This window comes from Actinomyces mediterranea, from assembly GCF_900155595.1.
In the GTDB taxonomy this organism is placed as follows: Bacteria; Actinomycetota; Actinomycetes; order Actinomycetales; family Actinomycetaceae; genus Pauljensenia; species Pauljensenia mediterranea.
Window position 1 is genome coordinate 849,723 of the sequence record NZ_FTPB01000004.1, and the last position, 26,610, is coordinate 876,332.

23 protein-coding genes are annotated in these 26,610 nt (G+C 65.7%); 10 read left to right on the plus strand and 13 right to left on the minus strand.

Translation table 11 applies throughout. The features are described 5' to 3' along the window. Nucleotides 1–73 precede the first annotated feature (73 nt). On the plus strand, nucleotides 74–2,539 hold the full coding sequence (locus tag BQ7471_RS07815; protein ID WP_076465394.1) for an HAD-IC family P-type ATPase: 2,466 nt from the start codon (nucleotides 74–76) through the stop codon (nucleotides 2,537–2,539). 29 nt (nucleotides 2,540–2,568) lie between these two features. Here BQ7471_RS07815 and BQ7471_RS07820 read toward each other — a convergent pair whose 3' ends face one another. The 7 genes from BQ7471_RS07820 to BQ7471_RS07850 form a co-directional block, all read right to left on the minus strand. Continuing rightward, entirely contained in the window at nucleotides 2,569–3,444 is an 876-nt protein-coding gene (locus BQ7471_RS07820; RefSeq protein ID WP_076465396.1) for a glycosyltransferase family 2 protein, read from the minus strand. A 125-nt stretch (nucleotides 3,445–3,569) separates the two neighbouring features. Continuing rightward, nucleotides 3,570–4,451 carry a DUF5926 family protein gene (locus tag BQ7471_RS07825; RefSeq protein ID WP_076465397.1) on the minus strand — a complete coding sequence of 294 codons (882 nt, stop codon included), beginning with the start codon at nucleotides 4,449–4,451 and terminating at the stop codon, nucleotides 3,570–3,572. Nucleotides 4,452–4,479: 28 nt separating this feature from the next. Further along, nucleotides 4,480–5,409, minus strand: coding sequence for an HAD hydrolase family protein (locus tag BQ7471_RS07830; protein ID WP_083663315.1), 930 nt, complete (start codon nucleotides 5,407–5,409; stop codon nucleotides 4,480–4,482). Beyond that, nucleotides 5,406–6,680, minus strand: coding sequence for a serine--tRNA ligase (gene serS, locus BQ7471_RS07835; protein ID WP_076465399.1), 1,275 nt, complete (start codon nucleotides 6,678–6,680; stop codon nucleotides 5,406–5,408). The genes BQ7471_RS07830 and serS overlap by 4 nt, the downstream gene beginning before the upstream one ends. Next, on the minus strand, nucleotides 6,673–6,828 hold the full coding sequence (locus BQ7471_RS11910) for a hypothetical protein (RefSeq protein WP_407922684.1): 156 nt from the start codon (nucleotides 6,826–6,828) through the stop codon (nucleotides 6,673–6,675). The genes serS and BQ7471_RS11910 overlap by 8 nt, the downstream gene beginning before the upstream one ends. 472 nt (nucleotides 6,829–7,300) lie before the next feature. Next, a complete protein-coding gene (locus tag BQ7471_RS07845) occupies nucleotides 7,301–7,798 on the minus strand; it encodes a hypothetical protein (protein ID WP_083663317.1) in 498 nt (165 codons plus the stop codon). Beyond that, nucleotides 7,795–8,946 (minus strand): WXG100 family type VII secretion target, encoded by a 1,152-nt coding sequence (locus tag BQ7471_RS07850; protein ID WP_076465400.1) that lies wholly within the window; start codon nucleotides 8,944–8,946, stop codon nucleotides 7,795–7,797. Before BQ7471_RS07850 ends, BQ7471_RS07845 begins: the two co-directional genes overlap by 4 nt. Before the next feature lie 209 nt (nucleotides 8,947–9,155). On the opposite strand from BQ7471_RS07850, the gene BQ7471_RS07855 reads away from it, so the two are divergent. Further along, on the plus strand, nucleotides 9,156–10,475 hold the full coding sequence (locus tag BQ7471_RS07855; RefSeq protein ID WP_235821271.1) for a diacylglycerol/lipid kinase family protein: 1,320 nt from the start codon (nucleotides 9,156–9,158) through the stop codon (nucleotides 10,473–10,475). A gap of 32 nt (nucleotides 10,476–10,507) precedes the next feature. Here BQ7471_RS07855 and pheA read toward each other — a convergent pair whose 3' ends face one another. The 3 genes from pheA to BQ7471_RS07870 all read right to left on the minus strand — a co-directional run bounded on the left by pheA (nucleotide 10,508) and on the right by BQ7471_RS07870 (nucleotide 14,614). Further along, nucleotides 10,508–11,527, minus strand: a complete 1,020-nt coding sequence (pheA, locus tag BQ7471_RS07860) for a prephenate dehydratase (protein ID WP_076465402.1) — start codon at nucleotides 11,525–11,527, stop codon at nucleotides 10,508–10,510. Between the two features lie 120 nt (nucleotides 11,528–11,647). Further along, on the minus strand, nucleotides 11,648–13,936 hold the full coding sequence (locus BQ7471_RS07865; protein WP_076465403.1) for a DUF6541 family protein: 2,289 nt from the start codon (nucleotides 13,934–13,936) through the stop codon (nucleotides 11,648–11,650). A gap of 6 nt (nucleotides 13,937–13,942) precedes the next feature. Continuing rightward, nucleotides 13,943–14,614 (minus strand): DedA family protein, encoded by a 672-nt coding sequence (locus tag BQ7471_RS07870; protein ID WP_076465405.1) that lies wholly within the window; start codon nucleotides 14,612–14,614, stop codon nucleotides 13,943–13,945. Nucleotides 14,615–14,710: 96 nt separating this feature from the next. Here BQ7471_RS07870 and BQ7471_RS07875 point away from each other — a divergent pair, with 96 nt between their 5' ends. The 8 genes from BQ7471_RS07875 (at nucleotide 14,711) to BQ7471_RS07910 (ending at nucleotide 23,861) form a co-directional block, all read left to right on the plus strand. After that, nucleotides 14,711–17,308: a lysylphosphatidylglycerol synthase transmembrane domain-containing protein gene (locus BQ7471_RS07875; RefSeq protein WP_076465407.1), complete on the plus strand. Its 2,598-nt coding sequence runs from the start codon at nucleotides 14,711–14,713 to the stop codon at nucleotides 17,306–17,308. Between the two features lie 202 nt (nucleotides 17,309–17,510). After that, the gene (locus BQ7471_RS07880; protein ID WP_076465409.1) at nucleotides 17,511–18,881 is read left to right on the plus strand and encodes a uracil-xanthine permease family protein; all 1,371 of its coding nucleotides are present in this window, start codon (nucleotides 17,511–17,513) and stop codon (nucleotides 18,879–18,881) included. Nucleotides 18,882–19,087: 206 nt separating this feature from the next. After that, nucleotides 19,088–19,612 (plus strand): MarR family winged helix-turn-helix transcriptional regulator, encoded by a 525-nt coding sequence (locus BQ7471_RS07885; protein ID WP_076465410.1) that lies wholly within the window; start codon nucleotides 19,088–19,090, stop codon nucleotides 19,610–19,612. An 8-nt stretch (nucleotides 19,613–19,620) separates the two neighbouring features. Continuing rightward, the gene (locus BQ7471_RS07890) at nucleotides 19,621–20,679 is read left to right on the plus strand and encodes a zinc-binding dehydrogenase (RefSeq protein WP_076465412.1); all 1,059 of its coding nucleotides are present in this window, start codon (nucleotides 19,621–19,623) and stop codon (nucleotides 20,677–20,679) included. Continuing rightward, nucleotides 20,676–21,551, plus strand: a complete 876-nt coding sequence (locus tag BQ7471_RS07895; protein WP_076465413.1) for an ABC transporter ATP-binding protein — start codon at nucleotides 20,676–20,678, stop codon at nucleotides 21,549–21,551. Before BQ7471_RS07890 ends, BQ7471_RS07895 begins: the two co-directional genes overlap by 4 nt. After that, the gene (locus tag BQ7471_RS07900; protein ID WP_076465415.1) at nucleotides 21,548–22,231 is read left to right on the plus strand and encodes an ABC transporter permease; all 684 of its coding nucleotides are present in this window, start codon (nucleotides 21,548–21,550) and stop codon (nucleotides 22,229–22,231) included. Before BQ7471_RS07895 ends, BQ7471_RS07900 begins: the two co-directional genes overlap by 4 nt. Continuing rightward, nucleotides 22,228–22,950 carry an ABC transporter permease gene (locus BQ7471_RS07905; protein WP_076465416.1) on the plus strand — a complete coding sequence of 241 codons (723 nt, stop codon included), beginning with the start codon at nucleotides 22,228–22,230 and terminating at the stop codon, nucleotides 22,948–22,950. The genes BQ7471_RS07900 and BQ7471_RS07905 overlap by 4 nt, the downstream gene beginning before the upstream one ends. After that, entirely contained in the window at nucleotides 22,947–23,861 is a 915-nt protein-coding gene (locus BQ7471_RS07910) for a glycine betaine ABC transporter substrate-binding protein (RefSeq protein ID WP_076465418.1), read from the plus strand. Before BQ7471_RS07905 ends, BQ7471_RS07910 begins: the two co-directional genes overlap by 4 nt. Nucleotides 23,862–23,941: 80 nt before the next feature. Here the strand turns inward: BQ7471_RS07910 and amrS are convergent, their stop codons facing one another. The 3 genes from amrS to amrB are packed head-to-tail and all read right to left on the minus strand — an operon-like array spanning nucleotide 23,942 to nucleotide 26,495. Next, nucleotides 23,942–25,039, minus strand: a complete 1,098-nt coding sequence (gene amrS, locus BQ7471_RS07915; RefSeq protein WP_076465419.1) for an AmmeMemoRadiSam system radical SAM enzyme — start codon at nucleotides 25,037–25,039, stop codon at nucleotides 23,942–23,944. After that, nucleotides 25,036–25,641 carry an AmmeMemoRadiSam system protein A gene (gene amrA / locus BQ7471_RS07920; RefSeq protein WP_076465421.1) on the minus strand — a complete coding sequence of 202 codons (606 nt, stop codon included), beginning with the start codon at nucleotides 25,639–25,641 and terminating at the stop codon, nucleotides 25,036–25,038. Before amrA ends, amrS begins: the two co-directional genes overlap by 4 nt. Continuing rightward, a complete protein-coding gene (amrB, locus tag BQ7471_RS07925) occupies nucleotides 25,638–26,495 on the minus strand; it encodes an AmmeMemoRadiSam system protein B (protein WP_076466285.1) in 858 nt (285 codons plus the stop codon). The genes amrA and amrB overlap by 4 nt, the downstream gene beginning before the upstream one ends. Nucleotides 26,496–26,610 lie beyond the last annotated feature (115 nt).

Genomic DNA, 26,610 nt, shown 5'->3' on the forward strand with positions numbered 1-26,610 from the left:
CACCGAACGGTCGGCACCCGCGCACCAGGGGCTCGGGCGCCGCACTCACACCCGCACACGTCGAATCACAGTCATGACTCCCACCTCCCCCACCACTGACCGATCCACACATATCGGCGAGGGCGCCCGCTCCCATGCGGACACTCTTCGGCGCCGCCTCCTCGTATGCGCGCCGCCGACACTCCTCGTTCTCGCACTGTCAATGGTCCCCGCATGGCAGTTCACCGGATGGCAATGGGTTGTCGCACTCATGTCCGTCCCGGTCGTCACGTGGGGAGCGTGGCCCTTCCACCGTGCGGCTTTTGCCGCGGGCAGGCACGGGTCGACGACGATGGATACCCTCGTTTCGCTCGGGGTCACGGCATCGACCCTATGGAGTTGGTGGGCCCTCCTCTTCGGCGGAGCGGGCGAACTCGGAATGCGCATGTCGATGACTGTGCTGCCCAGAGCAGCCTCCCACCACGCGGAGATCTATTTCGAGGGCGCCTGCACCATCACCGCGTTCCTCCTGCTGGGCCGGTGGATGGAGGCGCGAGCACGATACCGTGCGGGCGACGCGCTACGGTCGCTGCTCGAGTTGGGTGCCAAGAACGCGAACCGAGTGACCATCGACCCCGTCACCCGGGATCGGCGCATCGAGGTCGTACCCGCATCGGACCTCGTCGCAGGGGACCTGTTCCTCGTGCGGCCCGGGGACAAGGTCGCGACCGACGGCGAGGTCGTCGACGGCGCCTCCGCCCTCGACGCCTCCCTCGTGACCGGGGAGTCCCTGCCCGTTGACGTGGGTGTGGGGGATCTGGTGACGGGCGCGACCATCAACACGTGGGGCACACTCACCGTGCGCGCGACCAGGGTGGGCGAGAATACGACACTCGCCCAGATCGGCCGCATGGTGACCGAGGCTCAGGCGGGCAAGGCGCCCGTCCAACGCCTCGCAGACGCGATCTCCTCCGTCTTCGTCCCCATCGTCATCGCCATCGCAGTCGCGACCCTGATCGGATGGATGGTCTCCGGGGCGTCTCCCCAGGCGGCCTTCACCGCGGGCGTCGCCGTCCTCGTCGTTGCCTGCCCCTGCGCGCTGGGGCTCGCAACCCCGACGGCCCTGCTGGTCGGATCCGGCCGGGCGTCCCGCCTCGGCATCGTCATCAAATCCTCTCAGATCCTCGAACAAATACGGACGATCGACACCATGGTCCTTGATAAGACGGGCACGGTGACGACGGGTCGCATGGAATTGGAATCCGTCATCGCCTGTGACGACCTGTCCGAGGATATCGTCCTCGGGATCGCTGCCGGCGTGGAGACGTGGTCGGAGCATCCCGTCGCCCGGGCGATCATCGCGGGCGCTGAACGCCGCGGCGTGACGGCTGACGCGACGACAGCGTTCACCAACCATATGGGGCTCGGGGCGTCCGCCCTCGTCGGCAAACCCGCGGGTGGTGCCCAACTCGCCCTTGTCGGACGCGCCTCCTGGCTCGAATCCCATCGCGTCCCCATTCCCGACGACATGAGGCGGGCCCTGGCTCAGGCCCGGGACACTGGTGCCTCTCCGGTCATTGCGGCCGTCGTCGACTTCTGGTCGGAGGATGTCGACTACTCGAGCGGTGCGGCTGACGGATCAGCTCCCGCCTCGATGATCCCCCTCGATGCCACTTCCCTCCCCTTGGCGACACTCACCATGGACGTTCAAGGAATGACCTGCGCATCTTGCGTACGCCGCGTCGAGCGCAAGCTTTCAAAGCTCGACGGCGTGAGCGCGACGGTGAACCTCGCCACCGAATCCGCGGCGATCACCCTGACGAAGCCGTTGACGAATGAGGAACTGGAAGCGGTGGTGGATGCGGCCGGGTACCGCGGGCGCGTGGTCGCCAGGACTGACGCCGATGGGGCGGGCGCTGCGGGCGACTTAGATGCCGGATCATCCGAGCGACCATCATCCGAGCGCATTCTGCCCGACGCACTCGAAGGCGCCCGCATCATCGGCGTCCTCATCGTGCGTGACCAGGTGAAGGACTCCTCCCCGGAGGCGGTCGCGCAGCTGCGCGACCTCGATATCGAGCCGATCCTATTGACGGGCGACAATGAGTCTGCGGCGCGCTTCGCGGCCGATCGCGTAGGGATCACCCGAATCATCGCCGACGTCATGCCCGACGAGAAGCGCACCGTCATCGCGGACCTGCAGGCGCAGGGCCGTACTGTGGCGATGGTGGGCGATGGGGTCAATGATGCGGCGGCCCTCGCCCAGGCGGGGATGAACGGCCTGGGAATCGCAATGGGCACCGGCACAGATGTGGCGATAGAGGCTGCGGACATCACTCTCGTGAATTCGGAGCTGACCAGCGCGGCGACCGCGATCCGTGTGTCGCGGAAAATTCTGCGGATCATCAAGCAGAACCTGTTCTGGGCGTTCGCCTACAACGTTGCGATGATCCCCCTGGCGATGGCGGGGCTTCTGAACCCGATGCTCGCGTCAGCGGCGATGGCCTTCTCCTCCGTCTTCGTCGTCACGAACTCCCTGCGTCTGCGCTCCGCGCACTGAGGTCGGCGACTCCACCGCCCGGTACCGCACTAGGAGCAGCGGCTGACGGACTGCACGGGCGCATCTCCCGTCGTCTCCTCCGGTGCCCGACGTTCACGAGCCGCCCTGGGGTAGGGGGCGCCAATGCCGCGATGCGCTCGCGCGCCCGCAATGCGTTGCGACAGGGGGAGGCGGTGACGGCGCAGCATCTTCCTCAAAGACGCGATCGAAGCGTCGGCGTAGCGAGTCCACGGGTTGAGTTCGCCGACGCCGCGATCCGCACCCGTATGGTCGAAATTGCAGGGGATCTCAACAATGGACAGGCCCGCGACGAGAATGTCGATGCTCATGGCGACTTCTAGGCCATAGCCGTTCATGAACGGCATCGCCGCCGTCACCGCTTCACGGGTGAGGCATCTGTGTTGCGACAGGGGGCATTGGGATTCCCAGCCGGTCGAGCGGCGGATTGCCTTCCTGGCGAGGCTCTGGGCGCGTGAGCGGATGTGTTGCGGATCCGGGCTCGCCGGGACGGAGCACGCGCAGTCCGCCTCTCCCGTCATGACCGCTTCGACGAGGGCGGTCGCCTCCACGGCGGATTCTCCGAGATCGCCGGAGAGGATGAGCAGGAGTCTGGGCGGCCAATCAGCGCGGTCCCGCATCGCGGCGACCTTCACTCCCGTTTCAACGGCGGAGGCTCGCCCTCTGTAGACGGAGTGGCGGACGACGACGGCGCCCGCGGCACGGGCAGAGCGCCCCGTGTCGTCATCAGAACCGTCATCGACGACGATCAGCAGGTCCACCCCCGGGATGGCGCGGCACGCCCGAATGGTCTGTGCGACATCGTGGCCGACATTGTGGGCGGGGATGATGGCAGCGACTCGCTGAGGAGCCGCTTTATCTGCGCCGACTCGTCCGGGGATGCTCACATCACCATTCTAGGCGGGCCGCTGCCCTCGCGTGGCGCGCCGCGTCGTCATGTGGAACAGCGCCGGGGGCGTCCACATGAAGTAGACGCTCTCGACACACAGATCAGTCGGCACTCGTCAGGCGGTCAGCGGATCGTCACTTGGCGGGAGATCATGCCCTGGCGGGCGCGGCGCTCGTCTGCGGTCAGCGGCTCGACGGATGCAATCGCCTGATCGAGGTTCTTCGCGAACAGGACCGCATCGGCAGCGATATCGTCAGCAGTGGCGCCCTCGGCGAGCTCAATGACGGGGATCGCGATACCGCACGCGCGGAAGGCTCCGACGAAGCGGGAACCTTCTCCCATCGTCGCCTTGCCCGCCGTCTGCAGGCGCGCGAGGCCATTGAACAGAGCGGATTCGTCAACATCCGTGAGGTAGCGGACGAAGTTGCGATTCATCTGACACCAGTACATGCCCGGAGCGCCGGGGACGGCGACCATCGGGATGATCTCCTCGCGATTGTGCTCCAACGCGTGGCGGGTCTCGTCGTCGATCTCCTCATTCGGATCGAGCCAGAACACGAAGTTGTCGGCGAGTTCAAGGGCGCCGAACCCATCGGTGTCGACGATGTCTTGGAGACGTTCGGAGGGCTCGCGCACGTCAACGTCGATGATCCCCTCATCACCCGCATCCTTCGCGGCGATCGCAGCGAGGATCGCCGCACCCATGTCATGGGACAGGTCCGCCGATGAGAATCGCGTCTGGGCTGCGACGAGGATCCTCCCATCGCCGCGAACCATGGCGGGATGCCCATCCGGGAGCAGGGTGACGATGTCGAATTCGACTGCACCATGATCCTTGTCGGTGCGCGCCGTCATCGTCGCGCACGGGAGGATTTCGCGCATGGCGACGAGTTCGACCTCGCGCGAGAGCCCCTCGAAGGGGCGGGCGACGAAGGGGATCGGTGGACGGTAGGCCGCGACGGCTGCAGGATTGGAGACCTTTTTGCGGCGACTTGCTTTACCCATGGGGGCAATCGTAGTGGTTGTGAGGGGATCACTCCACGCCGCAGTGTTCGAGGATCGCGCGGATCACGGCGGCCGCACCGTCATTCTCCACGGCTCCCGTCACATGATCCGCCTCCGCTTTAATGGCCAAGCTCGCTCCCCCCATCGCGACACCCATATTCGCCCACCGCAGCATGGGAACGTCATTCGTCCCATCGCCGACGGCGACGGTGCCGGATGGGGGGACCCCCAGATCATCTGCGAGGGCCTGCAGGCCGCTCGCCTTCGTCACGCCGAGGGGAAGAACATCCGCCCAGCTGGTCCACCCCACGGAGCACTCCCACGAGTCGAAGACCCCGATGCGTCCGAGCCTGGCCTCGAAGACATCGCGGTCCATCTGCGGGGAGCGGATCACCACTTTGATCGCCAGGGCATCGCGCAATTCGTCGACGCCGCACACCCTGAACTCCTCGATGAACTCGCCCGAAGGGAACCTTCCCGACAGAAGGAACATATTCGCGACCTCCACGCCGATGAGGGCGTCGGGCATCCGATCCACCACCAGGTCGATGAGCGGGGAGGCGTCGAAGGTCTGGATGTGCGAGAAGTCGGCCCTGCCCTCGTGGGTCGCGGAGAAATGGACGCGGATCGCACCATTGGAGCAGACCGCCCACACATTCGGATCCCCAAGCTGGTCGAGGACCGGCGAGGTCGCCTCCAGGGAGCGCCCCGTCGCGATGACCGCGTGGAGTCCCGCATTAGCGGCGTCCGCTATGGCCTGCTGCACGCGCCAGGAAGCGCCCGTCGGCAAGAGCAGCGTCCCATCGAGGTCCAGTCCGACGATGATCTTCTCCGGGTCGGTGGGAAGGTCGTGGGGCAGTGCCGTGCGCGCTCTCGCGACCAGTGTCTCAAAGGGGATCGGCACCTCTCCGGACAGGGGCGGCGACACGAGGTTGGCGATCGGCTCCACGAGCGTCACTTGACGGGTTCGAGGACCGTCAGTCCGCCGAGGTAGGGGTGCAGCGCCTCGGGGACGCGCACCGAGCCGTCGGACAGCTGGTGGTTCTCGAAGAGGGCGACGAGCCAACGGGTCGTCGCCAGCGTCCCGTTGAGGGTCGCGACCGGGTGCATCCCGTCCTCGCGGCGCTCGCGGATGCCGAGGCGGCGGGCCTGGAAGGTCGTGCAATTCGACGTGGAGGTGACCTCCATGTAGCGGCTCTGGGTGGGCAGCCACGCCTCGCAGTCGAACTTGCGGGCGGCCGAGGTGCCGAGGTCCCCGGCGGCCGTGTCGATGATCCGATAGGGCAATTCGACTTTGCGGAGCATCTCCTCCTCCCAGGCGAGGAAGCGCTCGTGCTCGTCGGCGGCGTCCTCGGGACGGCAGTAGGAGAACATCTCCGCCTTGTTGAACTGGTGGACGCGGATGATGCCGCGCGTATCCTTGCCCGCGGATCCGGCCTCGCGGCGGTAGCAGGTCGACCAGCCGAGGTAGCGCTTGGGGCCATCGGACAGGTCGAGGATCTCGTCGGCGTGGAAGCCGGCGAGGGCGACCTCGGAGGTGCCCGTCAGGTAGAGGTCGTCGGTGGGCAGGTAGTAGATCTCGTCGGAGTGCTCGTTGAGGAAGCCTGTGCCGCCCATGACGGCCGGGGTGACCAGCGTCGGCGTCATCATCGGAGTGAATCCCGCGGCGAGCGCCTGGTCGAGGGCCATCATCATGAGGGCGAGTTCGAGGCGCGCTCCGATGCCCGTGAGGTAGTAGAAGCGGGCGCCGGAGACTTTCGCCCCCCGCTTCATGTCGATTGCGCGCAGTCCTTCGGCGATGGCGAGGTGGTCGGCGGGCTCGAAGCCCTCGGCCGCGAAATCGCGGGGCTCGGGGCCCTCATGGCGCAGGACGGTGTAGTCGTCCTCGCCGCCTGTGGGCACGCCCTCGATGATGAGGTTCGGCAGTAGACGCGCCAGGCGATCAGCCTCGGCATCGGCCTCGTTCGCGGTGGTTTCTGCGGCCTTCACCTGTTCGGAGAGCTCTTTCGCCTTCGCGAGCACCGCGGGGCGATCCTCCGGGGAGGACTTCCCGACGGATTTTGAGACCTCTTTCTGCTTGGCTCGCAGCGCCTCGAATTCTTGAAGAGCGGAGCGCCGTTGTGCGTCGGCCTCGATGATCCGGTCGACGAGGTCGACGTCGCCGCCGCGGGCCCGTTGGGAGGCGCGGGCGGGCTCAGGGTTCTCACGCAGTGCACGCACATCAATCATGGTCCCATCCTAGGCCAGACGATGACGCCGGTGATTGCGGGGAACCCCGAAGAGCCCGCTGGCGCTTCCGATACTCGATGACGTCTACGAGGAACAGACGACGATGCCGACGCGCCTTCTCGAAGGGAATCTCACCGGCCTCAAGCATCCTCACAAGAGTCAACCCCGAGATTCCAAGGAAATCGGCCGTCTCCTGTGCCGACGTTTCGAGTGTTCTGAGGAACGACGCTCACCGCCAGCCCCTGTTTCGTGGCCCGGGCGACCGCGGAGAGAACATCAGCCATCTCCTTCGTCAATTCAATCCGTTCATCACCGACCAGCAGACGCGACTTGTCAGAACTCCCGAGAGCCTCAACCATTTCCCCGAAACGCTCAGCAACTTCCTCGTCAGGCGGGTGAGTGGTCTCGTGAACTGATATCCCGGTTCCTCAATACTCTCGAGAACAAATCGCTCGAATTGAACGTTTTACTCGAATTAAGGACATCTTGTTGAGGGTCGAGCGACGAGCCAGTAGCACCGTGGACGACCCCTGCCCGTCGACTTCAACGTCCAGCCGGGGACACATTGGAGTCGTGTTGATGCGGACAGCCCCCGAATCAGACACGTGCAGCGGCGCCGTCTAACGGGCGGAGCCGAGAACCTGCAGCCATCCCCTTCCTAGGGGCCGCTCGAACACGAGCGTCGTATTGCCCACCGTTGTCACCCACGGATTCTCGATTGACGTCAGGCCGAGATCCTCTCGGTTGTGCTCGTCGAGTGAAGCCGGGTATTTGTCGATGATGGCGGAGTTATGACTCGTGTAGTCGTCGACGTAGCGACGGATCGCCTCGTCGTCGGCGCGGTAGGACACGACGTAGCCCCAGCCGGTCGGGTAGCTCTCGGCGAACTTCACAGCCGGGGTGACGGCGATATCGGTCGCACCCTCAGGGATCGCCCCGAGATCGGACAGGGCGAGAATCTCATCGAGGTGTTCCAGATCAGCGGGATAGGGGGCGTCTTCTTGCACAGATGACATTGCAGGATCCTTTGAATCAGACGACGGCGATGGGGGAGCGCACGCGCTCAAGGAGCAGGCGATGAGTACGACGCCCGCGGAGCGCATCAGACGGTTCATCATGGTCCGCTCATCACCTCCGAGTCTCCGACAAGGTCATACTCCTGTGCGATCCCTGCGCGGTGAAGCTCCTGCAGACTCGCATCAGTCACTGTGAACGGACCGATCTGCGTCGACTTGGTTCCGTCCCAATTGTATCGATCCGCAACATTGACCTGGTAGTCGTAACTGTATGTCCACTCGGGATTGTCGGCACTGGGGGGATAGACGGTGACAGTGCCCGCCGTGTTGTGTTGAAAACCGCCAGTTGCGTAGAACCAATTCTGACTCTCTGAGGGGTCAGCATAGTACCCCTGCCATCCCGTTGTGAACGGGTAGGTCATGGGACCAGTTGCCCCAGACTGTTGCGCCGCGGCAACGGCTTCCTCGGCTTTCGCCGTCACGTTCTGCGTCACTGCATTATTCAGGCCTGGCAAGTCGGTCAGCATCTGGTCGACATTGATATCCTGGGGCTCTCCCGAGTTATCCAAGAAGTGGAGGAGGTTCTTCGATGCGTCCGGCCACTTTCCTTTCATGATTTCCGCAGCGGAAGTAGCTGCCTCGTGGGTCACGTAGTCGCCAAGACCGGGACCCCGCTGCCCGTGCTGTCCCGACCCTTCCGCCTCAGCGTCGCCCGGATACGTCCACGGCTTGACTGTGGGGATCGGGGCTTTCTCTCCCGGAACCCCCGTCCCGAGTCCGCCAGTGGTGTCATTCGGATTACTTCCGCCCACCGGCTCACTGTCGTCACCGCGGCGACCATCGCGAGCACTGCGTCGATCTTTTCGCGACCACCACGGTTCCCCGTCTTGTCCGGCAGCGGGCAGCACCGCAGTCGGCACGGCGCCGACACCTGCCATCGCGAGGACGCCCGGCGGAAGAGCCCCTCCATCTGACGTCGAATCTGCCGCTGATGTGTCGTCCTGTGCACGCGCATTGCGTTCGAGGAGTTCAGCCCCTTCAACGAGGCGTGCGGCAACCTCACGAATCGACGGTGCATACTGGCGCTGCCATAGATTGCGGAACTCATCCGCATTCGTCCCCTGCCAGGGGCTGGACAGGATCTGTCGTCCGAGCGTTTGGACGACGTCCGATTGCAGGAAATCGGCGCGCGACTGGAACTGCTTGGCGAGATCGCGCAATTGACTGGTATCGGCGCCTTTTATCGCCACTGGTCACCTCGCGTACTGTTGGTCGTCTGTCAGGGTCCGTCTCAAACAATCGCATGACATGACGATCCCATCTTCGCCTCAACGATCCCCTCTCACAACGAATATGGCAATGGGGAGGACTCCCCCTTCTCGTCATGCGGATCCATTGGGGACGCCGCTACGGCGGTGTTGGCGCGACCGGGAGGCCCGGGACCACTACCCTGGTGGCCATGATGGTGACGGCGCTGACCTGGATGGCAGTCGTGTGCGCACTCGCAATCGGGACTCGTTTCTTATCGCGGTGGCTCCTCGCGCGCGACGCGAGGATCGCCGTGCGACGCGCCGCTATGCTCTCACCCGCATCCGTCATCGACCCCTCCCGAGGGCGCCCCCGCCCCTGGATCATCGTCAACCCCTCGAAGCACGCGGATGTCGGCGCCTTCCGCAGGCACGTCGACGCGATCGCCCAAGAACTCGGCATCACCGGGATCCACTGGTTGGAGACCACCATCGAGGATCCCGGCACCGGCCAAGCCGTCCACGCCGTCCACGAGGGGGCCTCTACCGTCATCGCCGCAGGCGGGGACGGCACCGTCCGCGCCGTCGCCGCGGGGCTCGCGGGCAGCGGGGTGCGCATGGGGATCCTGCCCGTCGGCACGGGGAATCTGCTGGCGCGCAATCTGAGCCTGCCGATTGATGACACCGACGGGGCACTGCGCATCGCCCTGGGCTCCGAACACAGGCTCGTCGACCTCGGCTGGCTGCGCATCGCGAACGTGGAGTCGACCTCGACGCTCCCGCCCGAGGGGATGCTGCTGCGCTCGGCGTACGCGTCGTTGCGCACATCCGGCGTCATTGAAGAACTGCCCGACTATCTCCCCGCAACGGATGAGTATTCTTTCGTCGTCATCGCCGGCCTGGGTTTCGACGGGGAGACGATGGCGACGACCGACCCCGAGCTCAAGAAGCGCATCGGCTGGGTCGCATACGTCGTCGCAGCGCTCGGCGTCATCGTCGGCGGGGCGACGCGACTGCGCCTCCTGCTGCGCGGCCCCCTGCCCGTGTCGGACCCAGTCGGTGATGCTCCAGCCAAGGACGAGACCAGTCATGTGGTCGCACAGTCGGCGACCCTGGGCGGACATCCGCTGACGGATTCCCCGCGCGAAGACGAGGTCGCCTGGATCACCGCCCGGACCATTATGTTCGCCAATTGCGGCGACTTGCCCTATATCACTCTGGCTCCAGGGGCCCGCATCGATGACGGCCTCGTCGATGTCATCGCCGTCAATGCGCAGGCGGGAGTACTCGGGTGGGCGGATCTGTCGTGGAAGATCCTGGGCCAAAAGCTGGGGATCAAGACCATGAATCTGCCCACATCGACGGGGCACATTTCCTTCCGCCAGGCAGAGGGCGCGTCCGTTACGGCACAGTCCGCGCAGGTCATACAGGTCGATGGTGACGCTGTCGGCACTGCCCGCACTGTTCATGTGCGCATCGACCAGGGTGTCCTCGATGTGTCGGTTCCGCCCGCTCCGGACATCGGCGATTAGGCGCCCGCAGCGGCTGGCAGAGCCGACACCCCTCAGCCCAACAGCGGCCAGTTCACGTTCGCAGTCCTGTCGAAGGATGCGCCGTCGCCGCCGTGGAGGATCGACGACACCCACGCGCGCCCCACGCGGAAGTCCTCATCCCGGGTTCCGCGCAACACCGGCGACCTCACTCCGTCGACGCGCGGGTAGGAGCCCATGAAGCGGACCTCGGGCGAATGACGGTGCAAACCGACGAGGGCGGCCTGTACCCGCTCCTCGCTGATGTGTCCGACGATGTCGATGCTGAAGGTGTAGTCGCCTAGGCCGTCGCCGCTGGGACGGGACTCGATGCGCGACAGGTCCACGCCGCGCACGGCGAACTGCTCGAGCATCTTGAGCAGTGCTCCCGACTCGTTGACGGGCAGGGCCACTTGAATCGTCGTCTTGTCGGCGCCAGTGGGAGGGGGCAGGACTCCGGGTTTGGCGACGAGGACGAATCGCGTGACGGCTCCCGGGTTGTCGGCCACGTCCTCATAGAGGGCGTTGAGCCCGTAGTTCCTGACGGACACCGCATTGCACAGCGCGGCGTCGAAGGTTGCGTCCCCGCCGGCGAGTAGTTCGGCGCCCGCAGCGGTCGACGTTGCCGGGACGTGGACCGCTGCGGGGAATGTGGATTCGATCCAGTTGCGGCACTGCGCCCACGCGTGCGGGTGGGTGCCGATCCTTCGGATGTCCTCGGCGCGAGTACCGGGTCGGACGGCGAGTTGGAAGACGACGCTCACCACCATCTCCGCGACGATCACCAGCGGGTCCCCGTGGGAGAGGGCGTCGAGCGTCGCATTGACGCCGCCCTCGATGGAATTCTCGATCGGGACGACTGCTCGGTCGGCTTCGCCCCGCCTCACCGCTGCGAGTGCCTGCGGCGCGGAGGTCGTCGGCAGGAGCTGGGCTCCTGCGGGCGCCACCTGGTGGACCGCCTGCTCGGTGAATGTGCCGAAGGGGCCGAGGAAGGCGATGCGCATGCGATCGCCCGTCGGGGGTGGGCCTGGAAGGTGGGTCGCCGGATTCTGCATGGTCTCAGCCTAACGAGGGCGGCGCGTGCGGGGCGCCGGGGTCCACATCAATGCGATGGGATTTCGACTCAGGGGACTCATGCCGCGCCGCGTCTGGTGGCCCCGTGTCGGTGTGGTGAGTCAGCCGGCGTCGCAGGCGGTGATCTTCCACAGCTTCGCCGTGCCGCCCGTGTCGACCAATTCGAAGCCGGTGGAGGTGTCGACGTTGTACAGACCCGGGAATCGGGAGGATCGGCGGAAGTTGTAGTACCAGCCGTCCTCGTCCTCGTAGAAATGGGTGATGCCGAGTTCGCGGACGACGTCGCACACGTCGGGATTCGTGTGGATCTCATTGAATCGCCGGGTGAGGACCTGCTGCCAGCGCTCCTCGTTATTCGTGAGGGTGAGCTGGGGGAACACAGCCTCATGCTGTCCAATGACCTCGACGTAGGCCGCCCCGGCTATCGGGTCTCCCAGGACGAGGGATTCGCGGGGGATCCGCAGGCGCATGCGGCGGATCATGGCGAGTTCCGCAGTGGTCGCCATGCCGGGCTTGCCGAGGTGCTGAGCGTCGTACACGTAGTCCGTCGCCCACACTCGCGCATCGAAGGCCCCGAATCCCGTGACGACGATGAGGATCGCCCCGATGAACGCGTCGGTCCTCCACCGCGAGTACGGCCGCGGTTGCGGCAGGACGAGTCCTTCGACCCATCGGTGCGCCCCCGCGGTGATCTGTTCGAAACCGATCGCCATGATGGGGACCATCATGAGGCCGTGTACGCCCATGATGCGCCGCGCGTCGAGATACCAGGGGGCGAGGAGGAATGTGCGCAGATCCCCGATGGGCGCATAGGCGAGGGCGGTAAGGGCGCTGAAAATGAGGTAGGCGGCGATCGGCCACAGGAGGTGCTCGCGAGGTCGGGCTTTCACCGGGGGCGGTTCGGGGAACGACGGGGGGACGAGCGGGCCCGTCTCATCGGGATCGGCGTCAGCCGTACTCGCCCCCTCTGGCTCAGGGGGGTCCGGAGCCTTCTCAGCGGACTCGGCATCCCCCGGGTCCGTGTCACCGGACTCAGCACCATCCAGAGTCGTGTCATCGGACTCACCGCCTGTGGGATCGTCGGCGCGAATCATCGTCGCGAGAGAACGCCACAGTCCGAGGATCGTCACGACTCCGACGAAGAGGAGGATCGCCTGAACCCCGATGAGCAGGGCCAACGATCCAGTCGACTGGAACGGCGGGACGGGAATGAACATGCGCGACAGCGCCATCGACCACGAGACACCGGCGCGGGGATACCGCCCCATTGCGCTGATCCTGTCGGTCGTCAGTAGCCACAGCGGCACGACGAGGGCGGCGATCGCGCCGGCGGCGGCGATGAGGGCGGCAGCGCGGCGGCGCCTGAACGACGCCCACTCGACGAAACGAATAAGGGAGGCCAGAAGCGGTGCGATGAGCATCACCACGAGGGTGAAAGCAGAGGAGGGGTGTGCCGCCGTTGCGCCCGCAGCTGCGAAGAGGAGTGCGAGGATCGTCGGCGTGTGGCGCACGACTGCGACGGCGCTCCTCTTCCACGCGTCGAGGACGCGTCGGCCGACGATCACCGCGAACGCCGCCACCCCGGGCACTGCGGCGAGTCCCATGGCGAGCGGCCACTGATTGTACATCGTGAGATTGTCGGCGGGCATGTTGAGCAGAGTGCCCGCCAGCACCGGAGCCGCGAGGATCGCACCGCGCTTATCCGTCAGAACGGAGGTGAAGGCGGTCGCCCCGATGACCCACACCGCCATGAGGAGGATCGATGAGGCATTCGACACTTCGATGACGCTCGTCGGCGTGGCGAAGAGCGCCGCGAAGGCGTGCCAGGTCGTCGGGTAGAAGACCTCCCGACCGCCGTAGAGCTCCGACAATCCCCCGAAGGGGGAAGCGACCCGCGTCGACAGCATGGACCACACGCCGTTGAGGTGGAATGTCGAGTCCCACTGCTGTGCGGGCATGCGCGGATCGGCATTCGTGAGCATGGGGAGCGCAGCGAGGAGGGTGCCGACTGCGATCATCCCCCACGTCGATGCGCGCACGCGGCTCTGCAATTCCCCGAGAGGCCTGCGAGGGCCCAAAGAGGCGACGATCCCACCGGGCTGGAGACTCCCGCCACCGGACCTGCGAGCCTCGACGAATAGCCAGGTGATCGCTCCGAGGGCTGAGAGGAGACCGAGAATGGGGAAGACCTTCGCCTTTTCCCAGGGGACATTCGCCGCATCGAAGAGGACGGACAGGCCCATGATGATGGCGAATGTGATCGCCGGGGCGACACCCACTGCGACCACGGAGGACTTCACCCACGCGCGGACCCATAAGCAGGTCGGCAGGATCGCCACGATCGCCATCGCGCCGATGGTTGGAAGGAGGGTCCACCACAGGCCGAGCATGTCGGATCACTTCACCATGGTGGAGGATTCGTCGGAAGAATCCTGGTGCGCTGAGGAGCGTCTGTGGAGAAGGATCTCCACGAGCATCGGCACCAACGACACTGCGACGATGGCGAGGATAATGAGGGAGAGATGGTCGTGCACGAATTGCACGCCCCCGAGGACCGAACCCAACCATGTGATGCCCGCCCCCCACAGCAGTGATCCGAGGGAGTTGAAGAGGAGGAACTTCGGGTATGGATAGCGGGCGATGCCTGCGGCGAGGGGGATGAACGTGCGGACGAATGGGATGAACCGGCCGATGACGAGCGAGCGACCGCCATAATTCTCGAAGTAGTGCTCGGCCTTGTCCAGATGCTCCGTCTTGAGGAAACGCGCAGTGTCGGAGAAGAGGCGCCTGCCGAACTGCGCACCCAGCCAGTATCCGATCTGGGCGCCGATGAAAGCGGCGATGAATGTCAAGACAATGAGCGTCGGCAGGTGCAGGCCGAGGCGGTCGTGGAGGAGGCCCGCCGTGAACAGGAGGGAGTCGCCGGGAAGGACCGGGAAGAGGACTCCCGACTCGACGAGGACGATTGCGAGGGTCCCCCACAGCACCCACGGCCCCATGGCGAGAAGCAGGGACTCCGGATCGTGGAACCATCCGATGAAGGTCTCCAGCCAAGAAGTGTCGGCCATCGGGGCCAGGGTCGGCACACTCACGCATACTCCATTCACATGACGAGCAATCATCTCAACCCTACCCGTCAATAGTGCGCAGTTAGGATTAAGAACATGGAGCAACGCGAGGACGATGTCACATCGGCGACTGAAGACACCGCTCTCGGACCCCTTCCAACTGATGAAAGACCCGATGGCGCCGCAGTCGCAGAACCGAGAAGGCGCGCGACCTGCGTCCACTTCGCGGACCGGGAGCGGCCCCGGCAGCGCCGCCGCGAGGATGTGCTCGATGTCGTCGTCTCCGCCCTTGGCATCATCGTCGTGTGGATCATCGGCGTCTTCGCCAACGCCACAACTCAGGGCGTCACCGAAGACGTTCTGCGCTTCCGCTTCATCAGGGAAGTGCTCCTCCTGCCCGTCACTCTCGCCGAGGGGATGGTCGTCCTCGTCGCGCCGATCGCAATCGTCGTCGCCCTCGCACTGAGACGACGGCTCAACGCCATCATCCAGGCGGTCGGCACCGGCATCGCAGCCGCCCTCGTCGGCTGGGCGATCCTTGTCGGAGCTTCACTCCTCCCCCCCGACATCACCGCTCCCCTGCGCGTCGCAAAGGCCGTCGCCGTTCAGGGCAACACGACCTCCACCGCGATCGGCATCAACCTCGTCATCGTGACCCTGTGCGCTTTTGTCACCGCCGCCGGCGAAGCGCAGAATATGAAGACCGTGCGATGGTCGTGGGGGGGCCTGTGGGCGATCGTGTTCCTCGGCGTCATGCGCTCGTCCATGACACTGCCAGGGGCTTTCATCTCGATCTTCATCGGCCGCATCGTCGGCTCCGCCGCACGATGGATCTTCGGCTTCGAGGACAGACGGGCCTCTGGGATCGACCTCGTGGCGGCTCTGGAGTCCATCGGGATCGCCCCGTCGCGCCTCGTGCGCACCGACCTCGATACATCCTCCCAACCGTTGTCGACCTGGCAGATCACCACCGATTCGCGCGGGCGGCTCCGCCAATCGCCAACGGATATGGGGGCGACGGAGTACACGGTGACCCGACGCCCCGACCCGGATGGGAACCGTCACTATCAGGCGTGGGATTCAACGGGGTCCGTCTTAGAAGTGGTGGTCCTCGATCCGGGCAGGGAGATCATGGGGACCCTCGTCGACGTGTGGAACAACATCCGTCTGCGGGGCATCAGCCGCTGGGTGACGCTGTCCCTCAAAGCGACGGCAGAGCGGGCGACACTGACGGCGCTGGCCGTGCGCCGATCCGGAGTGCGCACTCCCGATGTCGTGGGGATCGCGCAGGCGGGCGACTCCTTCATCTGCGTCTCACAGGCCCTGCCGCCCACCACTCCCCTCACGCAGCTCGCCGCCGACGACATCACCGATGACATGCTCGACGAGGCGTGGAATCAGCTGAGGGCCTCCCACGCCTGGGGGATCAGCCATCGCGACCTCACCTGCAACAGCGTCGTCATCGACGAGGACGGCCACGTGTGGATCGTCGACTGGGAGCGCGGAGACATCGCAACGACGGAGCTTAACCGGAGGATCGACATCGCCCAGATGCTCGTACTCCAGGCGATCGCGGTCGGAACTGATCGTGCTCTCGCATCGGCGCGCCGATGCCTCGACGAGCGCACCCTCACGGCATGCGCAGCCGTCATCCAGGGGGTCGCCCTCCCCCTGTCCGTCCGCCAGCAGGTGCGCCGCACCGACCTCGTGGAGGACCTGAGAACGCGCGTCATGGGGGCCGAGTCCTCAGATGATGTCGAGGTGACCAATCTGCAGCGCTTCCAGCCCCGGACCGTCATCATGGTGACTGTCCTCTTCTCGGCACTGGTCATCGTCCTCGGCTCTCTCAACTTCTCCGAAATCATCGCCGCGGTCACTGCGGCGAACCCCATGTGGATGGGCATCTCCTTCGCGCTGGCGTGCCTGACCTGGGTGGGCGGCGCGATCCCCCTCATGGCGCTCAGCCCGGTCAAGCTGCGCATGAGGGACGCGGTGATGGCGCAGGTCGCCGCATCGATCGCCACGATCGTCGCGCCCGCAGGAGTGGGGCCCGCCGTCGTGAATCTGCGCCTGCTGCGCAAGAAGAAGGTGAATACCGTCGTCGCGGCGACGACTGTGACGCTCCAGCAGCTGCTCCAGCTGATCATCATGATCTCCTTCCTCCTGCTCGTCATGGTGGTCTCCGGGAACTCCTTGTCCGTCCAGCTCCCCTATGGCACGATCCTCGCGGTCGCAGCCGTTGTCATCAGTGCGATCGGCGCCGCCCTGTCCATCCCGAAACTGCGCAAGTGGATATGGTCGAAGGTATCGCCCACGTGGAACCAGGTGTTTCCTCGCCTCGTGTGGATCATCGGGCAGCCGCGCCGCATCGCAGCGATCATCGGCGGCAATATCGTGATGAATATCGGCTTCGTGGGAGCATTCTGGGCGGCTCTGGCGGCCCTGGGCGGTTCCCTGGACTTCCTGTCGGTGGCGCTGACCTATCTCGCGTCGAATTCCCTCGGCTCGGTCATTCCCTCTCCCGGCGGCATCGGCCCCGTCGAGGCGGCGTTGACGGCGGGCCTGCAAGTGGCGGGCATCCCCCTGTCGATCGGCCTACCCACTGCAGTCCTCTACAGGCTCGTCACCTTCTACGGCCGTATTCCCTTCGGCTGGCTCGCCATGAAATACATGGAGAAGAAGGATCTGCTGTGACGCTCCTCCCCCACGGTCAATGACATGCTGTCACCTGCTGGTTTGACCCTATGTCAATGATGCGGGGACACGGAGCGGGGGTTTCGGGACACGCATCACTAAACGCGGTCACCGGCACAGTCGGTGCGCGTCCTGCCGCTATCGTGGTGTTTCGACCGGTGAAACGGCCACATGCCCATTCAACTGATCGGAGAGCTCTGTGATGAGCGAAACCCCCCGCGGATTTTTCCGTTGGACCCTGCACGGCGATGGCACCACTATTTCCCCGGGCGAGGTCGTCGCCGCGGGTGAGCGCCTGTCATGGCCCCGCACTATTGGAATCGGCGCCCAGCACGTTGTCGCAATGTTCGGCGCGACATTCCTCGTCCCCCTCCTCACCGGCTTCGACCCGGCGACGACTCTGTTCTTCAGTGCGCTCGGCACGCTCCTCTTCTTCCTCGTGACCGCGGGCAGGCTGCCGTCCTACCTCGGGTCCTCCTTCGCCCTCATTGCACCGATCACCGCGGTCAATGAGCAGCTGGGGATGAATTTCGCGCAGGGCGGCATCATCGCCACCGGCGCGACCCTCGCCCTCATCGGCGCGATCGTCCACTTTGCGGGCGTCCGCTGGATCGATGTGCTCATGCCCCCGGTCGTTACCGGCGCGATCGTCGCCCTCATCGGACTCAACCTCGCCCCCGCAGCGTGGAACAACGTCCAGACGGCCCCTCTGACTGCCGTCATCACGATCGTGTCGATCTGCCTCATCACGGTCCTCTTCAAGGGGATCATCGGGCGACTGTCGATCCTCTTCGGCGTCCTCATCGGCTACGGGGCCGCCGTCGTTCAGAATCAGGTGGACTTCTCCGCGATCTCCGAGGCCGCATGGTTCGGCCTGCCCCAATTCCGGGCCCCCGCCTTCGACCCCTCCACCTTGGGGTTGTTCATCCCGGTCGTCTTCGTCCTCGTCGCCGAGAACGTCGGGCATGTGAAGTCCGTTGCCGCGATGACGGGTGAGAATCTCGACGATGTGACGGGCCGAGCGCTCTTCGCCGACGGCGTGTCGACTGTCCTTGCGGGCACCGGCGGCGGTTCGGGCACGACGACTTACGCTGAGAACATCGGCGTCATGGCGGCGACCCGCGTGTATTCGACTGCGGCCTACGTGGTCGCCGCTGTCGTCGCCTTCGCCCTGTCGCTCCTGCCCAAGTTCGGCGCGATCATTGCGACGATCCCGGCGGGCGTCCTCGGTGGGGCGGGCACGGTCCTCTACGGCATGATCGGCATGCTCGGCGTGCGCATCTGGGTGCAGAACCGCGTTGATTTCTCCAACCCGGTGAATCTCAATACGGCTGCCGTGTCCCTCGTCGTCGCGATCGCGAACTTCACCTGGTCTCCCTTCGGCATGACCTTCGAGGGGATCGCCCTGGGAACCGCCGCCGCACTGCTCGTCTACCACGTGATGAGGTGGATCTCGAAGATCCGCGGCACGAACCTCGAACAGGCGTCCCCGGCCTCTGCCCCTGCGGGCACCGAACTCGAGGGTGAGGCATACGCCACGCGCCACCGCTCAGCGGGGACTGCCAAGAGCTGAGTCCACTAATCCTTCACTCCTGATCGGGGAGGCGGTTGCCGACTGACACGTCGGCAACCGCTTTTTTCAGTGATGCGCGTCATGAATCCAGTCGGCGGGCCGCGCCGAATCTCCCAGTGATAGTCCGATTCTGCACCGGAGGAACCCGTGTACCACTCGCCACAAAATCTTCCCCCACAATTAGTTGATCTGTAAAGTGTCGGCTGATGAAGAATCCACTGCTCGCCCAGGCGCTCTTCTCAGCGCTCATCCATGCGGAAATCGCGGTGTGGAACCGCCTCGAACACGAATTGTGGGCAACGCCTAATGCTGCGACGCTCGGCCGCTTCCTCACGCTGAAAACCATCGCCGCTGCGGCGCCGCACGCGGTGCGGATCAACGATATCGCCGTCGCCCAGCACATCACCCTGTCCGCTGCATCGCGCCTCGTCGACCGGCTCGTCACAGACGGACTCGTCGACCGTGAGCCCGATCCGACTGACCGGCGTGCGACCGCCCTGCGCATCACGGATGAGGGGCGCATCCGCCTGGACGCTTCCTCCGTCGTATTCGAGCGCGCGGTGCACGACCTTGTCGAAGATTTCGACCCGGACGTGATCTCCTCGCTCACTGACTCGCTCACCCGCCTGGCGGTGACAGCAGAATCCGCTTTCTCCTCCGCATCTCGAACTCCTGCGGCGAATAAGCGGAGCCGCAGCCGTGCGATCACCCGCCCCGCACTATCCCACTGAAAACCGCCATGACGACCATCCCGCACTCCATGCGCGCTGTGCGCCTCGACACCTACGGGGGCCCCGACGCCCTCCACATCCACACGCTTCCCGTCCCTGCTCCGTCAGACGGCGAGCTCCTCATCCGAATCGAGGCATTCGGAGTCAACCGCTCGGAGCAACACTTCAGGAAGGGACTCGGCTCTTTCGGGACCCTGCCCCGCGTTCCCGGTCTTGAAGCGGTCGGCACCGTGTGCGCCACCGGGTCGACGACAGCTCACGAGTGGAGTACCGGACAGCAGGTCTGCGCACTCATGGGCGGCATGGGCAGGCTCTTCGACGGCGGATACGCCGAATACGTGTGTGTTCCCGAAGGGATTGTCATCCCCTTCAAGTCCTCCCTCGATTGGGGACTCCTCGGTGCGATCCCGGAGATGCTGCAGACCGCGAATGACTCGCTCACCGTGGGAACCGACTCTCACGAGGGCGATTGGCTCCTCATCCGCGGCGGTACCTCATCCATCGGGCTCGCCTGCATCGCCCTCGCCGCGTCGAAGGGCATTCGGGTCATCGCAACCAGCCGCAAGGCCGAGCGACTCCCTCTCCTTCGCGATGCGGGCGCCGAGGTCGCACTCGTCGATGATGGGAGCATCGAGCCCGCAGTCCGCGCGGCGACAGGCGGGCGAGGAGTCGACGGGGCCGTCGAATTGGTCGGCGTCAATACCCTGCGCGATACCCTCGCTGCAACGAGGAGAGGCGGCACCGTCTGCTTCACCGGCATGCTGTCGGACCAGTGGACCATACCGGATTTCTATCCGATGGATTGGATCCCCACGGGTGTGCGCCTCACCGTGTACTCCGGTGAGGCCGTGGATCTGCCCGTCTATACCCTCCAGCAATACCTCGATGGGATCGAGGTCGGCGCGATCACGCCGCCGCGGATCCGCGTGTACGAGGGGCTTGAATCCGTGTGGCGTGCACACGCCGACATGGACGCGAACACCGGGGTGGGCAAACAGGTCGTCAGGGTCGTCCACGCCGACTCAGGACCCAGTGCGCCGTCCGCCGTTTCACAGGAGGCCTCATGATCGAATTCGACCACGTGAGCAAGGTGTACCCGGGCGGAACGACCGCCGTCGGGGACGTCAGCCTGTACGTACCCGAACACACGACAACCGTCCTCGTCGGAACCTCCGGTTCCGGGAAGACGACTCTCATGCGGATGGTGAACCGCATGGTGACGCCGACGTCCGGCCGCGTCCTCGTCAGGGGCGAGGACGCGGCGGATCTCGACCCCGTGACACTGCGCCGATCCATCGGCTACGTCCTTCAAGACGGGGGGCTCTTCCCCCACCGCACCGTGCTCGACAATATCGCCACGGTCCCTGTCCTCGAGGGGGCGAAGCGGAGGGATGCGCGTCGGCGCGCCTCACAGCTCCTCGAACTCGTCGGCCTCGACGAGGACACGGGCAGGCGCTTCCCCTCACAATTGTCCGGCGGACAGCGGCAAAGGGTCGGCGTCGCCCGGGCGCTCGCCAATGAGGCGGACATCCTCCTCATGGACGAGCCCTTCGGTGCCCTCGATCCTCTGGTGCGCCGTGATCTGCAGCGCGAACTCGCCCAGTTGCGCGACCGCATCGGAGCGACGATCCTCTTCGTCACCCACGACATTGATGAGGCCTTCCTCCTCGGCGATCAGGTCGTCGTCCTCAAGACGGGCGGCGAGGTCGCGCAGATCGGATCGCCCGCGCAGATCCTCGCCCGACCGGCGGATGCTTTCGTGTCCGACTTCGTTGGCGCCTGCGCCGCCAGGCGCCGCCTGCGCGTGACAACCGAGGATGGGATCGAGGTCGTCACCGACCACGAGGGGCGGACTCTCGGAGTCCTCGCCGCCGACGGGGATCCCCCCGCCCCCTGTACGGACTCCCCCGCCCGTGGCGGCGAAGGACGGCGCCCATGACGTGGCTCAACCAGAACTGGGGTCTTATTGCGGAGCTCACCCTCACGCACCTGTCGATCGCCCTTCCCGCGATCCTCGCATCCATCGCGCTGGCGATTCCGCTGGGATGGTGGGCACAGCGCTCGAAGCGGGCGGGCGGCGCGCTCCTGACGGGATTGTCGGTGCTCTACGCAATCCCCTCTCTCCCGATGCTCATCGCCATCCCCGTCATCGTCGGCGTCGCTTTGCGGTCGAACCTCAATATGATCATCGTGCTCACGGTGTACGGCGTTGCCGTCCTCGTCCGTCAGGTAGCCGAGGCATTCACAGCCGTCCCCTCCGCCGTCCTCGAGTCCGCCGACGCCGCAGGATTCGCGCCGATGCGCCGCTTTTGGACGGTCGAGCTCCCCCTTGCCCTTCCCGTCATCGTCGCAGGTGTGCGCGTCGTCATTGTGTCGACGGTGTCCCTCGTGACGGTCGGGGCTTTTATCGGTGTGCGCTCCTTGGGGACCCTGTTCACTGACGGCTTCCAGCGGGGCCTCGTTTCCGAAGTCGTATGCGGACTGGTCGCAACGGTCCTCCTCGCCCTCGCTCTCGACCTCATCGCCATTGGTGTCGGCTACGCCGCGACCCCGTGGACGCGGGTGCGCGCCGAAGCCGATTCCATCTCCCGATCCCCTGTGACGGGGGCAGTCGCATGAATCTCATCCTCGATGCATTCGCGTGGCTGTCAGATCCCACCGCCTGGAGCGGGCCCACCGGAGTGTGGTGGAGGACCGTTCAGCACCTCGGCGTCACCGGCCTCGTCGTCCTCCTCGCCTGCCTCATCGCCCTGCCCATCGGCATTGCGATCGGGCACACGGGGCGCTGGCGTAACGAGGTGACGCTCGCAACCGGGGCGGTCCGCGCCGTCCCGACCCTGGGAGTGCTGACCCTGCTCGGCCTGTGGTTGGGAATCGGGCTGGCGGCTCCCGTCATCGCGCTCCTCGTCCTCGCCATCCCTCCGATGCTCGCAGGAACCTACTCGGGCATTGCCTCCGCCAATCCCACGACTGTTGACGGGGCGAGGGCGATTGGCCTCACCGAAGCGCAGATCGTCTCTCAGGTGGAATTGCCCGCAGCGCTTCCCATCATCATGGGCGGGCTGCGCTCGACAGTCCTCCAGGTCATCGCAACCGCAACGCTGGCCGCCTACACCGCCGATGTGGGGCTGGGGAGGTTCTTGTACACGGGGCTCAAGACCCGTGACTACGGGCAGATGATCGGCGGTGCGATCGTCATCGTCGTCCTCGCCCTCGTCTGTGATCTGATCCTCGCCCGGTGCCAGAGTGCGCTCACCCGCAGGGCCGATCCATCCGTCTCGGCCCGCCCCTCCGCATCGTCATCCACCCGATCCGATTCTGAAGGAGCGTTCGCATGAAACGCCTCACCACCGCCGCCATCGCACTGGTCTGCGCCCTCGCGCTGGGCGCCTGCGGAGATGCCTCCGCTCTATCCGACAGCGACTCGGATTCCCCCTCGGGCGCCGCCCGGGACCGTGCGATCGTCGTCGGATCGCAGGACTACTACTCGAATGAGATCATTGCCGAGGTCTACGCTCAGGCTCTGGAATCCTCCGGGTACAAGGTGGATCGTCAGCTGCGCATCGGGCAGCGCGAGGTCTATATGCCGGAGATCCAGTCCGGTTCGATCGACGTGTTCCCCGAATACACTGGCAACCTCCTCCAGTACCTCGACCCCGCCGCCACGCAGACCTCCTCCGGGGATGTCTATGCTGCTCTGAGCGGCGCTCTGCCCAATGGGCTGCGCGTCCTCGACCAGGCCGATGCATCCGACCAGGACACCTATGTGGTGACGACCGCGTTCGCCCGCAAACACTCGCTGACCTCGATCGGCGATCTCGCCGGGATCGGGGATCTGACACTGGGCGGCAACTCGGAGTTGGAGACCCGCCCCTATGGGCCCGCGGGGCTGCAGTCCGTCTACGGGGTGTCGGTCGCGTTCACGCCGATCGAGGATTCCGGCGGGTCATTGACCGTTAAGGCCCTGCGCGACGGAGCTGTGCAGCTCGTCGACATCTACTCATCCGATCCCGTGCTCGCAGGCGGGGAGCTGACCGTCCTGGAAGACCCGCAGGGCCTGTTCCTCGCCTCCCGGGTGGTGCCCGTCGTGTCGGACCGCATCGACGAGGGCGCAGCCGATGTCATCAACCGCGTCTCCGCGGCACTGGGCGCATCCGACCTGGTGGAGATGAACCGCCAGTCCACCGAGGAGGCCAAGTCCGCGGGAGTTATCGCCGCCGACTGGCTTAAGGCGAAGGGCGTGAAGTAAGTACCGACTGACATGGTCAGAGCGCGAAACGGGGCTCCGACCCATCGAGGACGGTGTCGACAGCACACGCGACTTGCGGATCACAAGGAGAATCGCACGCCCGGCGCCATCCGAAAAGGAGTGTCGGTGTATGCCAAACCCGCCCCCACTCCGAAGCGCCCCGGAAGCGGCGTCCCACAGCACGGGCACGCCCCGGAAGTAGTGAGTCGGTAGGCGGACACGACATACCCTTCCCGCTCGATGAGCGCCTCACCGCATCCTGCGCACCGTGTCACCGAACCCTCGGGGTCGACAACGTTGCCGGTATAAACGTGATGGAGCCCTTCCTCGAGCGCCAGCGCACGCGCTCGGATGAGCGTCGAGACCGGTGTTGGCGAGATACCGGTCATCCGGTGGGCGGGGTGGAAGGCAGTGAAGTGGAGGGGGACCTCGGGGCCGAGCTCGCTACGAATCCACTCGGCCTCCCGCCGGATCTCATCATCGGAGTCGTTGAGCCCGGGAATGAGCAGGGTGGTCAGCTCCATCCACGTCCGACCCCGACGCGCGACCCAGGCGATCGTCTCGAGCACATCGGTGAGCGACGCTCCCGTGATCCTCCGGTAGAACTCTTCGTTGAATCCCTTGAGGTCGATGTTCGTCGCATCCATGACATCGAAAAATTCCTCGCGGGCGCCGCTGCCGATCCAACCGGCGGTCACGGCGACCGAACGGATGCCCTCAGATCTGCAGGCACGCGCGGTGTCGATCGCATACTCGGCGAAAACGACCGGGTCGTTGTACGTGAAGGCGACCTGCGGAACGCCGTTGTCGACGCACCATCGGGCAATCGCGTCGGGGGTCGCGGCTGCGGCGAGGCGATCCCATTCTCGCGAGGTCGAGATCTCCCAGTTTTGGCAGAATCGGCATCCGAGATTACACCCCGCCGTCCCGAAGGAGAAGACCGCCGTCCCCGGGTGGAAGTGGAAGAGGGGCTTCTTCTCAATGGGGTCGACGGCGAAGCCGGAGGAGCGGCCCCAAGTCGTGAGCTCAATCCCGCCGTCGGTGCCCCGTCGGATGAAGCAGTACCCGCGCTGTCCCGGCCGCAGTCGACACCTCCTAGGGCAGAGGTCACACTGAATGCGTCCGTCGGGAAGGGGCGTCGACCAGCGCCCGGGCGCACCGACCTGGGCGCCGTTCATCGGGCGCCTGTCTCCCGATCGGGTTCGGACGCAGCCCCAATCTCGTAGACGAGGAGTCGCGTGCCGGGGCCCCAATGCCCGGGGGCGAGACCCGCCTTACGGGCGAGATGAGCAAGGAAGTCATTGGGATCAGGGAGTCCCTCCCACACCTGGGGGAGGAAGGTTGCGCGGTGGCATCCGTCTTCGAGGACGACCCCGTCGACCCCCGGGCGCAGGATACCAAGTGCCTCTTCACGTGAGCGGGCCCCGAGGGGACGCTGCGGCGAGAGGACGGAGATTTCGATCCGAAGGTCGGCGAGTTCGCCGGGTACGACGGGAAGAAAGCGCGGGTCCCGCGTGGCGGCGGCGACAGCGTTCGCTGACACGTCCTCGATGAGGGGGCGGTATGCCTCGAGCGAGCCGATGCACCCACGCAGGTGCCCGGCCTTCGTGAGGGTGACGAAGGATGCGCCCGGTGCGTTGAAATCAACGGGGGCGTCCTCAAGCCCGGCAGCAGATCCCGCGCTCATCCCAGGCGCCCCGACGGCCTCCTCGATCGCCGCGCGCGCAATGCTTAAGAGCGCCGCGCCGAGCTGCGGGTCAAGGGGAGTGGGCGCGCTCATGATACCTCCCTGATGTGGAAGGCCGCGTAGCCGACGACGCGCGAGTAATCACCGGTGCGGGCACCAGAATGAGAGACCCCGAGGAGCTCCGGGTGCAGTCCGCGCCGTCGACAGGCGCACAGAAGCCCCGCGAGAGGGAATGCTCCGCAGGCGCGCTCGTGGTCGATTCGCTCCTCCGCTGAGAGGATCCATTCGATTGTCTCGGCGTCAATGCGGGTCGCCTCGGGCGCCGGGCGGTAGTGGGAGAGGTCGGTGGACACGGCGATCGCGGTATCGGGTCCTCCCCACAGGGCATCGATGAGATCGGCGATCTGCTCCGCATCTACGCCGCCAACGTTGAAGGGGACGAGTTCGACCTCCCCGAGGACGAGCCGGAGGAAAGGGGCATGCACTTCAAGGGCGTGCTCTTTGACGTGGGTATACCGATCGATCGAGATCGGGATCTGCAACCCTCGGGTTTCTTCGATGACGGCGTCAACGGGGATGGGGAGAGGACCGAGGGGCGTATCGAAGGCGTCGGCGCTCGGCAGGGCGGCGCCGTGTACCGCGACGTAGTGGGTGGGACCGAGAAGGACAACTCTGCGGACGGTCCCAGTCAGGGGCGCGAGGCGACTCCACGCGAGGGCCGCAAGGTCACCGGAATACTCCCACCCCGCGTGAGGCGCGATGATCGCTTTCGGGGCGTATGCCCGGGCCTCGTCCTCGTCGGTGGGAAGCGGGTATTCGGCGAGCGCTCGGTCGAGCAGCTCCTGCGCCATGGCCCGCGTCTCCTCCGGATCAGCGGGGTAGAACCGTCCAGCGACCGCGCACCGGCGCGTCCCCCGTCCACCGCCATCGGGTGCCAGAGTAGTCATCGCGACCTCCCAGCGTTCAACTGCCCCCTCGCCTGTAGTCCCCACCTTATCGCCGGAAACCGTCGTTTTGCGCTCCTTCACGCGGCCCACTTTGACGCTCCTGTTCGCCCTCACG